The sequence below is a fragment of the Kribbella sp. NBC_00709 genome (genome assembly GCF_036226565.1).
In the GTDB taxonomy this organism is placed as follows: Bacteria; Actinomycetota; Actinomycetes; order Propionibacteriales; family Kribbellaceae; genus Kribbella.
The window spans coordinates 5,755,221-5,768,952 of the sequence record NZ_CP108996.1; the positions used below are offsets into that span (position 1 = coordinate 5,755,221).

13 protein-coding genes are annotated in these 13,732 nt (G+C 68.5%); 6 read left to right on the top strand and 7 right to left on the bottom strand.

Annotation, left to right across the window (positions count from 1 at the left end):
* Window positions 1-14: 14 nt before the first annotated feature.
* Window positions 15-293: a YciI family protein gene (locus OHA18_RS28390; protein WP_328998371.1), complete on the top strand. Its 279-nt coding sequence runs from the start codon at window positions 15-17 to the stop codon at window positions 291-293.
* On the opposite strand, the gene OHA18_RS28395 is transcribed toward OHA18_RS28390, so the two are convergent.
* Both OHA18_RS28395 and OHA18_RS28400 read right to left on the bottom strand, forming a co-directional pair.
* Window positions 286-1,521: an acyl-CoA thioesterase/bile acid-CoA:amino acid N-acyltransferase family protein gene (locus OHA18_RS28395; RefSeq protein WP_328998372.1), complete on the bottom strand. Its 1,236-nt coding sequence runs from the start codon at window positions 1,519-1,521 to the stop codon at window positions 286-288. The genes OHA18_RS28390 and OHA18_RS28395 overlap by 8 nt on opposite strands.
* 46 nt (window positions 1,522-1,567) lie before the next feature.
* Window positions 1,568-2,788 (bottom strand): hypothetical protein, encoded by a 1,221-nt coding sequence (locus OHA18_RS28400; RefSeq protein WP_328998373.1) that lies wholly within the window; start codon window positions 2,786-2,788, stop codon window positions 1,568-1,570.
* 173 nt (window positions 2,789-2,961) lie between these two features.
* Here OHA18_RS28400 and OHA18_RS28405 point away from each other — a divergent pair, with 173 nt between their 5' ends.
* Window positions 2,962-4,488: a helix-turn-helix domain-containing protein gene (locus OHA18_RS28405; protein WP_328998374.1), complete on the top strand. Its 1,527-nt coding sequence runs from the start codon at window positions 2,962-2,964 to the stop codon at window positions 4,486-4,488.
* Here OHA18_RS28405 and OHA18_RS28410 read toward each other — a convergent pair.
* On the bottom strand, window positions 4,453-5,298 hold the full coding sequence (locus OHA18_RS28410; RefSeq protein WP_328998375.1) for an alpha/beta hydrolase: 846 nt from the start codon (window positions 5,296-5,298) through the stop codon (window positions 4,453-4,455). The two genes, OHA18_RS28405 and OHA18_RS28410, sit on opposite strands and share 36 nt — an antisense overlap.
* 83 nt (window positions 5,299-5,381) lie before the next feature.
* On the opposite strand from OHA18_RS28410, the gene OHA18_RS28415 reads away from it, so the two are divergent.
* Window positions 5,382-6,011 carry a TetR/AcrR family transcriptional regulator gene (locus OHA18_RS28415; RefSeq protein WP_328998376.1) on the top strand — a complete coding sequence of 210 codons (630 nt, stop codon included), beginning with the start codon at window positions 5,382-5,384 and terminating at the stop codon, window positions 6,009-6,011.
* Here the strand turns inward: OHA18_RS28415 and OHA18_RS28420 are convergent.
* Both OHA18_RS28420 and OHA18_RS28425 read right to left on the bottom strand, forming a co-directional pair.
* Window positions 5,951-7,204, bottom strand: a complete 1,254-nt coding sequence (locus tag OHA18_RS28420) for an MFS transporter (RefSeq protein ID WP_328998377.1) — start codon at window positions 7,202-7,204, stop codon at window positions 5,951-5,953. The two genes, OHA18_RS28415 and OHA18_RS28420, sit on opposite strands and share 61 nt — an antisense overlap.
* Complete coding sequence (locus OHA18_RS28425; protein WP_328998378.1) at window positions 7,201-7,740, bottom strand: helix-turn-helix domain-containing protein; 540 nt, start codon at window positions 7,738-7,740, stop codon at window positions 7,201-7,203. The genes OHA18_RS28420 and OHA18_RS28425 overlap by 4 nt, the downstream gene beginning before the upstream one ends.
* A 70-nt stretch (window positions 7,741-7,810) precedes the next feature.
* Between OHA18_RS28425 and OHA18_RS28430 the strand changes: the two genes are divergently transcribed.
* Together OHA18_RS28430 and OHA18_RS28435 are read left to right on the top strand one after the other, a co-directional pair.
* Window positions 7,811-8,410: a dihydrofolate reductase family protein gene (locus OHA18_RS28430; RefSeq protein ID WP_328998379.1), complete on the top strand. Its 600-nt coding sequence runs from the start codon at window positions 7,811-7,813 to the stop codon at window positions 8,408-8,410.
* Between the two features lie 42 nt (window positions 8,411-8,452).
* Window positions 8,453-9,694, top strand: a complete 1,242-nt coding sequence (locus OHA18_RS28435; RefSeq protein WP_328998380.1) for a deoxyguanosinetriphosphate triphosphohydrolase — start codon at window positions 8,453-8,455, stop codon at window positions 9,692-9,694.
* On the opposite strand, the gene OHA18_RS28440 is transcribed toward OHA18_RS28435, so the two are convergent.
* A complete protein-coding gene (locus OHA18_RS28440; protein ID WP_328998381.1) occupies window positions 9,644-11,527 on the bottom strand; it encodes a sialidase family protein in 1,884 nt (627 codons plus the stop codon). The genes OHA18_RS28435 and OHA18_RS28440 overlap by 51 nt on opposite strands.
* 97 nt (window positions 11,528-11,624) lie before the next feature.
* Between OHA18_RS28440 and OHA18_RS28445 the strand changes: the two genes are divergently transcribed.
* Window positions 11,625-12,869, top strand: a complete 1,245-nt coding sequence (locus OHA18_RS28445; RefSeq protein ID WP_328998382.1) for an NAD(P)/FAD-dependent oxidoreductase — start codon at window positions 11,625-11,627, stop codon at window positions 12,867-12,869.
* On the opposite strand, the gene OHA18_RS28450 is transcribed toward OHA18_RS28445, so the two are convergent.
* Window positions 12,866-13,711, bottom strand: coding sequence for a TolB family protein (locus OHA18_RS28450; protein ID WP_328998383.1), 846 nt, complete (start codon window positions 13,709-13,711; stop codon window positions 12,866-12,868). The genes OHA18_RS28445 and OHA18_RS28450 overlap by 4 nt on opposite strands.
* Window positions 13,712-13,732: the final 21 nt, after the last annotated feature.

Here is a 13,732-nt window from a genome sequence, read left to right on the forward strand (position 1 = left end):
TGTAGGGTTTCGGCATGGCCCTTTATGTCGTGCAGTTGCGCTTCGATGTCGCCGACACCGACCGTCGTCTCGCGGTCCGTCCGGCCCACCGCGACTACCTCACCGAGCTCAAGGAAGCCGGCAAGCTCGTCACCGCCGGCCCGTTCCCGGACCAGACCGGCGCGCTCCTCATCTACGACGTCGCCGACGAGGCCGAGCTCCGCGACATCCTCGCCAAGGACCCTTACACCCCTGCCGACGTCTACGAGATCGCCACGCTGTCGGAGTGGCAGCCTCTCTTCCCGATCAGCTGAGCGACTTCAGCAACGCGAGAGTCTTCGTCCAGCCCTGGCGGAGGGCGGACTCGTTGGCGGGGCGACTGCCTCCGAGGGTGTACGGACCGACGATCGGGTGGTTGATCTTGGTGCCGCGCGGGAGGTACGGCGCACCGCCGACGCCATGCCCGGCGCCGGTGACGACCACCGCCTCGTGCGGGAACTTGCTGTGCGCGTCGTCGAGCTCCAGCATGATCAGCTCGGCGGCCTGTTGCGAGGCCCATGCAGCGTCGGCGGATCCGGCGACCGCGAGGACCGGTCCGTTCATGCCGTTGACCGGGATCGGATCGAGCCCTACTGGCCGCCCTTGATAGGTCCACGCCGCGGCGCCCGGATGAGGGTACGAGCGCATCCCCGACGCGCCCGGTGCGAACAGCACTGCGCCGTGAACGAGTGCCGGGAAATGGTCCGCCACCAGCAGCGCCGCCTCGGTGCCGTACGACGCGCTCATGACGACGACGTGCGCCGGATCGACTCCCGGTTGTTGGTCCAGCCAACGAGCCGCCGTCGCGAAGTACTCGACCGGGATGTTGCGCAGGTCCTCCGGCACCCCCGGCGCATGGAAGTAGGCGACCGTCAGAACCGGGTAGCCGTGTGACGCCAGCAGGTACGGGATCGACATCGGCGGTACACCGCCTTCGGAGCCGCCGAAGTACAGCACGGACGGATGTTCGGAGCCGTCGGCCTTCGGGGCGACGTACACGCCGGTGAGCTTGTCCTTCGCCATGGTGAGCGGCGTGGCCGTCACCCCGGACGCCATCCACTGCCGCGTCACCGTCGTACTCGCGAGACGCTTGCCGTCGCGGCTCGCGGAGATCTCCAGCTTCTCGACGGGTCGGCCGTTGTCGAACGGCGGAAGGTACGACTGCTCGTCCGGGTTGCCCGCTGGCGGATCCATCGACCAGAACAGCCCCATCCCGTCGACGCCGTCGTAAGTCCCGCCGGCCGGCTTGGCGGTGTCGAGTTCGACCGTTCCGTCGTCGTCAGCGGTGAAGGTCGCCTTGCCGTGCCACTTCTTCCCGTCCTGATCCACCGCATCGGCCCCGACCGTCACAGCCTTGTGCGGACGCAGGCCGCTGACCTTCACCTGGACCGGTTGGTCGGCCAGCGTCACAGGTTGGTCGACGGTGACGACGACCTGGTCGGTCCCACCCGACGAGCAGCCGGCCAGCAGTAGGCAGGTGGCGGCAACGAGTGGGAACTTCACAGCTCCACTGTGACACCCGGCAGCTTCATTTCGACCGGGCTCGAAATCAGACGTCGGCGCCCTCGAGGTCGAGGTGGTCGACGTACGCCCAGAGCCAGACCAGCGGAGCCAGGACGAGCTCGGGTTCGTTGTCCTCGTCGGCGATGAACAGCATCGACGCCTCGCCGTTGGTGATGTCCTCGATCACGGCTTCACACATCTCGAGCGCGATCTCGAACGGCAGCAGCCGTGGCCCGTTCTCCCAGCGCGGCTCGGGCAGCGGCAGCACCGGCGCCTCGTCGGTACCGTCCAGCTCGACCGACACCCGCTGCAGCTCCTCGTACAGGTCGTAGGAGATCAGCCCCGCGCACGGCCGCCCGTCCAGGCCGATCAGGTACGGGTCGTCGGCGCCGTCGCGGAAGGTGTCCCGGATCTGCGGCAGCGCCGCCTTCAGATCGGTCGCTTCCAGGTACGGCGCTTCGTCGAGCTCCTCGTCCGCCTCGGCCTCGACGAGCCCGCTGCGCATCTGGTCGAACTGACGCAGCAGCTGGTTCAACTCGTCGAACGCCCCGCCGCCCGGCGCCTTCTGCGCCCGCGCCTCGAGATCGCGCAGGTGCTCGACCAGGTCGTCCTCGAAGTGCAGCTCGTACCGCGGCAGGCCGGGCTCGCGTCCAGCGTTGAGCTGCGCGACGAGCTGCGTCGACACCGGTCCGATCCGCTCGGCGAGCACCTCCAGCGGCGTGGTCGGCTTCTCCTCGTCGTCGTGCGCGCAGGAGTCGTCGTCGCCCTTGCCGTCGCCTTCCATCGCGAGCAGCACCTGGAACGCCTGGAACGAGAGCAGCGCCGCGGTCGCCATCGTCCCGTCGCCGATCAGCATCAGCGGATTCCCGCCGGCTTCGGTCCGGCGGACGTGATCGGACATCAGCGTCGCGGCCTGCTCGACGTTCACCTGGCTGGCCAGCGACGACAGCCCGTGGTCGGTGTCCACGCCGAGCAGCTCGACCAGCCGCTCCGAGCTCATGTCGAAGTTCGACCGCAGGTAGTACCGCAACCAGCCGGCGTCCACCGGGTTGCCGAGCAGGTCGGCGATCCGGGCCCGGAAGTCGGCCAAGTCGGCGATCGCCAGCACCACGAGCACGGGCTGGTCGCCGTCGCCGATCACGAGCGGCCGGGTGTCACCGTTGTGGAACCCCTCGATCACCTGGTGCAGGCTGTCGGCGGCTGCCTCGAGCGGCCACGACTCCGCCTCGAACTCGTTGACCACCGCTGCGGAGGTGTCGTCGGGCATCTGCTGATCCTCTCCGGGGTGCGGCGGGAGTTGGGGGTAACTGTAGGCTGCGGGCGTTTCACCAGGTCACACGGGTCCTTGCGACCTCGGACCGGGGGCGTGCGTGACATTCGCTACGCTGGCACCGGCGGGTCGGTGCAGAGGTATCTCACATGTGAGATAAGGTCCGGCGCATGACCGATGACTACCTGAGCCGGATCGGAAACCTCATCCGGGACGCCCGCAAGCATCGCGGCTGGACGCAGACGCAGCTCGCGGAAGTACTGAACACCAGCCAGAGTGCGGTGAACAGGATCGAGAAGGGTCATCAGAACCTCACCCTCGAGATGCTCGCCCGGATCGGCGAGGCGCTCGATTCAGAAATTGTCTCTCTCGGTGGCGGTCCGGTCCACCTCCGTGTGGCCGGCGGCCGGCAACTTTCCGGTTCCATCGACGTCAAGTCGAGCAAGAACGCCGGCGTCGCGCTGCTCTGCGCCTCGCTGCTGAACAAGGGCCGGACCACGCTGCGCAAGGTCGCGCGCATCGAAGAGGTCAACCGGCTGCTCGAAGTACTGAACTCGATCGGCGTCCGGACCACCTGGCTGAACGACGCCGGCGACCTCGAGATCGTCCCGCCGGCGCAGCTCGACCTGAGCTCGATGGATGCCGAGGCCGCGCGCCGGACCCGCTCGATCATCATGTTCCTCGGCCCGCTGCTGCACCGCGAGGACGCGTTCGAGCTGCCGTACGCCGGTGGCTGCGACCTCGGCACGCGCACCGTCGAGCCGCACCTGACCGCGCTGCGTCCGTTCGGCCTCGAGGTGAAGGCGACCGGCGGGCAGTACCACGCGCTGGTCAACCGGGCGATCACGCCGGGCAAGCCGATCGTGCTGACCGAGCGCGGCGACACCGTGACCGAGAACGCGATCATGGCCGCCGCGCGGTACGACGGCGTGACGGTGATCCGCAACGCCAGCCCGAACTACATGGTCCAGGACCTGTGCTTCTACCTGGACCTGCTCGGCGTGAAGATCGACGGCATCGGTACGACGACGCTCACCGTGCACGGCCGCGGGGACATCGACGTGGACGTCGACTACGCGCCGTCGGAGGACCCGATCGAGGCGATGAGCCTGCTCACCGCGGCGATCGTGACCAAGTCCGAGATCACCATCCGCCGGGCGCCGGTGGAGTTCCTGGAGATCGAGCTCGCGCTGCTCGAGGAGATGGGGCTCGACTACAACCGCAGTACGGAGTACCTGGCCGAGAACGGCCGGACCCGGCTGGTCGACCTGACCACCCGCCCGTCGAAGCTGCACGCGCCGATCGACAAGATCCACCCGATGCCGTTCCCGGGGCTGAACATCGACAACCTGCCGTTCTTCGCGGTGATCGCGGCGATCGCGACCGGGCAGACGCTGATCCACGACTGGGTCTACGAGAACCGGGCGATCTACCTGACCGACCTGAACAAGCTCGGCGGCCGGGTCAAGCTGCTCGACCCGCACCGTGTCATGGTCGAAGGGCCGACGCACTTCTCCGGCACCGAGATGATGTGCCCGCCGGCGCTCCGCCCGGCCGTCGTCACGCTGATCGCGATGATGGCCGCGAAGGGTACGTCGGTCCTGCGCAGCGTCTACGTGATCAACCGCGGCTACGAGGACCTCGCCACCCGGCTCAACTCGCTAGGCGCTCAGATCGAGACCTTCCGGGACATCTGAGTCCTGGAGGAAGGCGACTGCCTCGGCGATCACGGCCGGGTCCTGCAGGATCCGGCTGTGGCCGAGGCCGCTGGTGGGATGGAAGTGTGCCTGCGTGCCGTAGTTGAGCAGGAGTACGCGCGCCTGCTCGGGGTCCACGACGTCGTCCTCGTCGTTGTGGATCACGAGCAACGGCGCCTTTCCGGTCGCGACCGAGAACCGGTTCCAGATGGTGTGGTCGCCGTCGAAGTACCCCTGCTCGATCTCGCGCCGCAGCCGCTTGTTGACCTTCGGTCCCAGCCCGAGAGTCCGGCAGAACGAGTCGGCCAGGTACCCGAAGTCGGCGACACCGCTGACCATCACCAACCGCTTCGCGGCGACGCCTTCTTTCACCGAGTACAGGGCGAACGGCACGCCGAGCGAATGTGCGATCACGCCTTCGAACGGTCCGTGCCGCTCCTCGAGCGCGCGGATGATTCGCTGGTGCCCGAGGATCGAGACGATCGGCCCGGGGGAGTCGCCGTGCCCCGGAGCGTCGTACGCCACCGGGCTGTACCCGAGCTCGAGCAGGCGGGTGATGAATGCGGCGTACCGCGATGCCCGTGACCGCCAGCCGTGGACGAGGAGCACCGGCCGCGCGCCGTCGCCCCAGGCATAGGTGACCACGCCGTCCACGTCCTCGACCCGGGCCGCGTCGTGGACCGGACGCTCGCTGTCGCGGACCTGACCGCGGGCGAGCGGACGGCGCCAGAGCCCGAACGCGAGCCGGCCGCCGAGCCGTGGTGATACCGCTCCGATGGCCCGCAGTCCCGCGCCGATCAGCTTCTGCATGAACATCCTCCCCTAACTGTACGAACGGTCGTACTATTACTTTTGCACGAAGTCATCGTCGAGGGCAACTAGGATCGGGAGTCGTGGAGAAGGTCGACGGACGGTTGGTGCGGGGTGATCAGACCCGCCGCGCCGTGCTGCGCCGGTCGGTCGACATCGCGTCGGTCGACGGGCTCGAAGGGCTGTCGATCGGCCGGCTCGCGACCGAGCTCGGGATCAGCAAGAGCGGGCTGTTCGCGCACTTCGGCTCCAAGGAGGAGCTGCAGCTGTCGACGATCCGGGCCGCGCGGCGGATCTACGCCGACAACGTGGTGACGCCGGCCTTCGAGGTGGAGCCCGGCCTCGGGCGGGTCTGGTCCTTGAGCGAGCACTGGCTCGACTACTCGCAGCGGCGGGTGTTCCCCGGCGGCTGCTTCTTCCAGAAGGTCTCCCACGAGTACGCCGCGCGTACCGGCGCCGTCCACGACGCGCTCCTGACTGTCCACTTCGAGTGGATGGGATTGCTGGAGGATGCAGTCCAGTCGGCCGTCGCCAACGGCGAGCTGGAGGCCGACGCCAAGCAGTTGGCCTTCGAGCTGAACGCGTACTACGAGGCCGCCAACCTCGCGTCGATCCTGCACGACGACGGCGGCATGGCGTACGAGCTGGCCCGTCAGGCCATCCGCTCGCGGTTGGAGTCGACCGCCACAGCGGGCACGACGCTGCCCCGCTGAGTCGGCAGATCACGGCGCCGGCGCATCGGTGAGGCGATCAGGACAAGACCGGCCAGCGGTACGCCGGCTGTCGTGATCCAGAGCGCCGGAGTCAGGCCGAGAGTCTGGCCGAGCGCTCCACCGAGGAGAGCGCCAAGTGGAATGGTGCCGTAGTTGACGAACGCCGTCGTCGCGGTGAGGCGGCCGAAGAGGTCGGGCGGACAGTACGACTGGAGGAAGGTCGCCTTCACGACGTTTCCGCCGACGACGCCCAGGCTCACGCCGAACGCGCCGACCAGGTAGAACCACGGGCTCGCGCCGCTCAGCGGGATCAGCAGGGCAAGCGTCGGCAGGCCGAGTTCGCACAGCAGCAGCGCCCTCGCCGTACCGAACTGGCTGGCATGCCGGCCGACGAACGCGCCGACGACTCCACCGCTTGATGCTGCCGCGATCAGGGTGCCGACCGTGCCCGCGGTGAGGCCGGCTTCGCGGACGAGGAAGACGACGATGATCGCCTGGTAGCCCATCAGTGCGAGGTTCGAGACCGCGCCGAAGATCGTCAGCGTGCGCAGCCAGACGTCCTGCGCGACCAGCCTGATGCCCGCCCGGATGGCGCCGGGCTGTCGAGGATTCGTCGTCCGGCGTTCTCGGTAGTGGATCGCGGCGAGGCAGCCGAGTGCGGCGAGGAAGCTGGCTGCATCGACCAAGAGTGCGTTCGCCGCGCCGGCGAACTGCACCAGGAGACCGCCGCAGCCCAGCCCGGCGATCTGCGCGGCGGACGCGCTGCCGTGCAGTTTCGCATTGCCCTCGGCGTGGTCGCTCGGGTCCAGGAGCGTCGGCAGATACGCGGTGTACGCCGTCTGGAAGACGACCGATGCGGCACCGGCCAGCACCGCGACAGCGAGCAGCAGCTGGACGCTGAGGACGTCGCCGGACAGCGGAACCATCGCGAACAGGCCGGCAGAGGCAACGCAGGAGACGAGCATGACGGGACGGCGACGTACCCGGTCGATCCAGGCGCCGGTCGGCAGACCGATGAGCAGCCAGGGCGCCCACGCGGCCGCGGTCAGCAGGCCGACCTCGAAGGTTGTTGCATCGAGCATCGAAATGGCGACCAGCGGCAACGCCACCGACGAGATCGCGCTGCCGAACCGGTTGATCGTCTCGCCGATCCAGAGCAGCCGGAAGTCGCGGTGCGTTCGCAGCAAACTCATGAGCGACGCGGGAACGACTGCAGTTGCACGATCACACGCTCGGAGCCCGAGGCGGCCTCGCCTTCGGTGTAGCGGTCGATGACTGCGGCGAGCTCTTCGTTGAGGTTGCGCAGCTGCGACGGGGTGAGCTGGAGGTCGCGCCAGTCCGACAGCGTGGCCGCTTGCTGCCACTCACCTGGCCAGTCCTCGTCGACGTACGCGCGGACACGGTCGTAGTACCGCTCGACCAGATCGCGGAGGTACACGCCGAGCGCCCGCCGCGTCTCGGGATCGTCGAGGAACTCGGAGGGGTCGAGGACGGTGCGATCGGGGATGCGCCACCAGCGCTCCCGCTTGGTGCCGCGGTCGGGATCCTCCTCGAGGTATCCGTGCTCTGCGAGCAGCCGCAGGTGCCAGCTGATCGTGCCGGTGTTCTCGCCGAGCCTCGTCGCCAAGGTGCTCGACGTCGCCGGTCCGTCGAGCTCGATCGCCTCCAGGATGCGCATCCGGAGCGGGTGGGCGAGTCCGCGCAGACTCCGGGCATCGATCCGTCGCATGAATGCAGAGTAGTCTCTGCAAAGGAGTCTCTGCAATCGGTTTGTCGGTGGTCGTCCCTAGGTTTGGCGTATGCACGTGGTGGCTCAGCTGGCAGTCTCGCTGGACGGGGTGGCGTCGGGGTTCGACGTCGACCTCGCGCGGTTCTATGCGCTGGCGACGCTCTGGCAGGAGGACGTGACCCTGGTCGGCGCGGACACGATCCTCGCCCAGGAGTCCGACGTGCTCGCTGCTCCCGGACGTGGCCCGCGGGCGGACGGCCCATTGCTGGCGGTGGTCGACAGCCGAGCCCGCCTCCGCTGCTGGAGCTCACTCCGCGACCTCGGCTACTGGTCCGATGTGCTCGCGTTGTACGCCGACCAAACCCCGGCGCGCCCGCCGGACGCCACGACACGCGAACTTGTCACTGGCTACGACCGCGTCGACCTCGCCGAAGTCCTTGCAGTCCTGGGCCGGCGGGGCATCCAGACCGTGCGAGTCGATTCCTCGGGCGCGCTGCTACGAGCCTGCCTAGAGCTCGGCTTGATCGACGAGTTGGCCCTCCTCGTCCACCCGGTGCTGGTCGGCTCAGGCGAGCGCTGGCACGACACCCGCCGGCTCGACCTGCGCCACGTCGGCACGGAGGTCTTCAAGGACGGCGTGCTCTGGATGCGTTACTGCGTGGCCATCTGAGGGTCGCGAAACTGTCGGTGCTCGCGGCTACTGTGTGCAGTGATGAGGAAGCAGCATGAGGGGTACGACGAGCACGACGCGGAGCGATGGGTCGCCGAGCCGGTCAAGCGGCCGGGGCGGACCGCCTTCGCGCGTGATCGCGCGCGCGTGCTGCACAGTGCGGCGTTGCGGCGGCTGGCGGCCAAGACGCAGGTGGTGACGGCCGGCAGCGACGACTTCGTCCGCAACCGGTTGACCCACAGTCTCGAGGTCGCGCAGATCGGGCGCGAGCTGGCGGCCACACTCGGCTGCGATCCGGACATCGTGGACGCGGCCTGCCTGTCGCACGATCTCGGGCATCCGCCGTTCGGGCACAACGGGGAGCGGGCGCTCGACCAGGTCGCGGCGGACATCGGCGGCTTCGAGGGCAACGCGCAGACGCTCCGGCTGCTGACCCGGCTGGAGTCGAAGACGTTCGACGCCGAGGGCCGCAGCGTCGGGCTGAACCTGAGCCGCGCGACGCTCGACGCCGCAACGAAGTACCCGTGGCCGCGGCGCTCCGGCGAGCGCAAGTTCGGGGTGTACGACGACGATCTCGCCGTCTTCACCTGGTTGCGTCCGGGCGTGGGGGAGCGGCGCTGCCTGGAGGCGCAGGTGATGGACTTCGCCGACGACGTCGCGTACTCGGTGCACGACGTCGAGGACGCGATCGTCGCCCATCACCTCGACCTCGCCGCGGTCGAGGCGGACCGCGCGCCGTACTGGCAGACGGTCCGGCAGATGTACTTGCCGGAGGCAACCGATGCGGAGCTGGACGAGGGCTGGGAGCGGCTGCAGTCGCTGCACTACTGGCCGGCTGCCGCGTTCGACGACAGCCGGCGTGCGCTCGGCGGCCTCAAGGACGTCACCAGCCAGCTCATCGGCCGCTTCGCCACCGCCGCCGAGCAGGCCACGCACGCCGTCTTCGGCCGCTCCCGGCTGATCCGCTACGAGGCCGACCTGATCGTCCCCGACGGCATCCGCACCGAGATCGGCCTGCTGAAGGGCGTGGGTATGTTCCACGTCCTCAACTCGCCCGAACGGCAGGCCCGCCGAGCCACCCAGCGTGAGCTGCTCACCGAGCTCGTCGAAGCCCTGTGGAAGACCGCTCCGCAGCACCTCGACGCGCCGTTCCGCGCCGACTTCGCGGACGCGGACGACGACAACGCCCGCCTCCGCGTCATCGTCGACCAGGTCGCCTCCCTCACCGACCCCTCAGCCCTGACCCGGCATGCCCACCTGATCGAGGGGAAGATCCAGCCCTAGCTGCGAGCGGATCGGCTTGTTGGTTTCGCGGATCTGTTGGAGTTCGTTGTCGGAGAGGGCTCGGCGGTAGACACGGACCTCGTCGAGCGTGCCCTGGAAACGGTTGGCGCCGTCGACCCGCTGGCCGACGTGAATGCCTTGCACGCCGAACTCCTTGCCCGCGGTCACCGAACCGGCGGGTGCCGTCGCGGAGCCGACCTCGACACCGTCGACCAGCAACCGCAGCTTCCCCTTCACCCGTTGGAGTACGACGTGATGCCACTGATCGTCGTTGTACGCCGACGTGGACTGGACCGTCACGTTGTAGCGGTCGACCGCCAGCAAGGCACGGATGCGATTGCTCTCCGGCTCCGCCCGCAGCCAGACCTGTGGCGTGGTCCCGGAGCCGGTGCGATAGGCCCAGAGGATCGCGTGTGATCCCGTCGTCGCGCCGTACTTGATCCACGTCATCATCGTGAAGTCGTCCGCGCCGAGGTCGATCGACCGGTCGAACGGCACCTCGACGTAGTCGTCCACCCCATCCATCGCCAGCCCGTTCCCGAACTTGCCTGCGGCAACAGTCGCCCCACCGCGGACGTACGCCGGATTGTGGGCAGGACCAACGTCGGCCGTCCGCGGCCCGGGCGCCGGCGGACCGGGGATCCCCGGCGGCGTCCCGTTCGGTGTCGACAGGTACGCCTCGTTGAACCGCGCCCACCGGATCGTCTCGTACGGGCTCGCGACGCCGGCTTCGTACAGCAGCCCAGCCTGATCCCCGTCCAGTCGCACCATGTCGGAGTACGCCGATGGTCCCCAGTAGAAGACCTTGCCTTGCTGCCACGTGTCCCACGACCGCGTTTCGTCGTACGACGACCGCACGGTCATCACCTCGCGCGCGGCCGGATGCGCCGGCGCCGAGAACAGGATCCGGTTCCGCCGATCGCCGTCGTTCCTAGCGCTGAACCGCAGCAGCGAGCCTTGGACGTCGGGCACCACCAGTTGCGGGATCGTCTTGAACGGAGCGTCGAACGTCGCGCCGCCGTCGCTGCTGATGGTGTACGCGCGGTTGCCCGGATCGGTACCGCGCTCGCGTGCCAACGCGTAGATCCGGCCGTCGGTCAGCTCGACCACGGTGATCTCTCCGACGACCACTTTGCCGTCGTCGCGGGACAGGGTCGCGCCGATGTGCCAGGTCTCACCGGAGTCGTCGCTGTAGATGAGATGGCCGCCGTAGACGTGCTTGCCGACGCCGTCGTACGTCTCGTAGGTCGCGCCGACGATCAGCCGGCCGGCGTGCGGCCCGTGCTCGAGCTGGATCCCGTGCATCGGGCCGGTCGCGTACCAGAAGTTCCAGCTCGGCAGCTTCGCGTCGGTCAGCTCACGCGGTGCGGTCCAGGTGGCGCCGAAGTCGTCGCTGGTCTGGACGTACGGATCGCGGTCGCAGCCGTTGGTGCAGGGCTCTGGTCCGTTGTGTGTGGTGACGAGCACGATCCGGCCGGTCTTCTGGTCGACGATCGGCACCGGGTTGCCGTGCGTACTGCCGTTGCCGTCGGACACCACCTGGAGCGGACCCCAGGTCTTGCCGCCGTCCGACGACCGCTTCAGCACGATGTCGATGTCGCCGTCGTCACCGCAGTCCGCGACCCGGCCCTCGGCGAACGCGAGCACCTCGCCGTCGGTCGCACGGACCACGGCCGGGATCCGGAAGCACGAGTACCCCTCGGTCTTCTGCTGGAACAGCACGGAGTCGTCGACGAACGGTGCCTCCCCGCCGGCATGTGCGGTGGGGGCTGTGAGAGTGCTGAACATCAAGAGGGCGGCGGCCACGAGGCGGGCCGGTGTGAGTACGCGCATGACTCTCCCGGGCAGGACATAGGACGTATGATGTCCTGCGATAAATTAGCCATCCCGGCCGCGCGCGGCAAGAGTTCGCGGGGTCTAAGGTCCTGTTATGGCTGATGCAGAGCAGATCGTGATCGTCGGTGCGAGCCTCGCGGGTGCGACCGCGGCCGAGACCCTTCGGGGTGAGGGCTGGAACGGCGGCATCGTCCTGATCGGCAGTGAGCAGTCACTGCCGTACGAGCGACCTCCGTTGTCGAAGGATGTGCTGCTCGCCAAGAAGGGGACCGAGTCCGCACAGCTGCACGACCAGCAGTGGTACGACGACAACCACATCGACCTCCGCCTCGGCGCCACCGTCACCGCGATCGACCCGGCCGCCCACACGGTCACGCTGGACGAGGGTTCGCAGGTGTCGTACAGCAAGCTCCTGATCGCGACGGGCAGCCGCGTCCGCAAGCTCGACGTACCGGGCGCTGACCTTGAGGGTGTGCACTACCTCCGGACCGCCGAGGAGGCGCAGTCGCTGACCGATGCGTACGCCGCCAAGCCGCGCGTGGTCGTGGTCGGCGCCGGCTGGATCGGGCTCGAGGCCGCGTCGGCCGCGCGCGAACGGGGCTGCGAGGTGACGGTTGTCGAGCCGCAGTCCACCGCGCTGGCGTCCGTGCTCGGTGAAGAGGTCGGAGAGGTGTTCGCCGAGTTCCACCGGCAGCACGGGGTGCAGTTCCGGTTCGGGACCGGCGTCGAAGGGTTCGAGGGAGCCGGCAAGGTGACCGGGGTCCGGCTGTCCGGCGGCGAGGTGCTTCCGGCGGACCTGGTGGTCGTCGGCGTCGGCGTCCGGCCGAACACAGAGCTCGCCGAGGCGGCCGGGATCGAGGTCGCGACGCCGGACAACGGCTCGGGCATCGTCACCGGTCCGGATCTGCGGTCGTCCGTGGCGGACGTGTACGCCGCCGGTGACGTGGTCCGCTGGGACCACCCGCTGTACGGCCGCCCGGTTCGCGTCGAGCACTGGCAGAACGCGAAGGACACCGGCAAGACGGCCGCGAAGGCGATGCTCGGCCAGGACGTCGCCCATGACGCGATCCCGTACTTCTTCACCGACCAGTTCGACCTGGGCATGGAGTACGCCGGCGACATTCCGCACGGCGCGTCGTACCACGTCGTCTTCCGCGGTGACCCGAAGTCCGGCGCCTACCTGGTCTTCTGGCTCGCCGACGACAACCACGTCCTCGCCGGCATGCACGTCAACCTGTGGGACACCGGTCTCGACGCGGTCCGCGAGCTCATCCGCTCCGGCAAGCAGGTCGACCCGGCCCGCCTCGCCGACACCTCGATCGAGCTGTCCGAGGTTTAGATCGGGTAGGTGACGTATGCGAACTGCGTGCTGTTCGGCGACCAGCTCGGGACGTTCATCGTGCCCTGGCCGCCGAACAGCTGCGTGAGTTCGCGGACGCCGTCCTCGGTCAACAGGCGGAGACGTACGTCGTCGATGTCGGCCGGATGCCCTTCGGTGCCGGGCGGGAAGCTCACGTAGGCGACTGCCGAGCCGTCCGGCGCGGGGTGCGGGAACCAGTTGACGCGCTCGTCGTTCGTCAACTGCTCGACCTCACCGCTGCCGACCGCGATCCGGAACAACTGCGCCTGCCCGGCGCGCTCGGAGTTGAAGTAGATCCACTTGCCGTCCGGGCTGTACTCCGACCCGTCGTCGGCGAACTCGTCGTCCGTCACCTGCACGTCGGCGCCACCGGCGCTGGGAATCGTCCACACATTGGTGATCCGCCGGCCGTCACGATTCTCGAGACCGATGTAGGCCAGTGTCGTCCCGTCCGGCGAGACCCCGTGCAGATAGTGATGGAATCCCGGTCCGCGATCGTTCGTCACCCGGCGCCCAGGACCGCCTTCGATCGGTACGGCGTACAGATGCCCGTCGTCCGCCGAGACGTAGACCGTCCGCCCGTCCGGGCTGACCACGTGGTCGTTGTTGATGTCCGGCACTCCGCCGAGCTCGATCTCCTGGAGTTCGTCGTCCACCCGGAACAGCTTCCCGTTGCCGTTCACCACCAGCACTCCGTCCGGCGTCCAGTTCGGCGCCTCGAAGAGGATCTCCGACGAGCTGAACACCAGGCGGTGCTCCCCACTCGTCACATCGACGACGTACAACTCGGACCGCTGACCAGGGCGCAGAGTTCGTGGCATACCCGTCAACCTATGTGATCG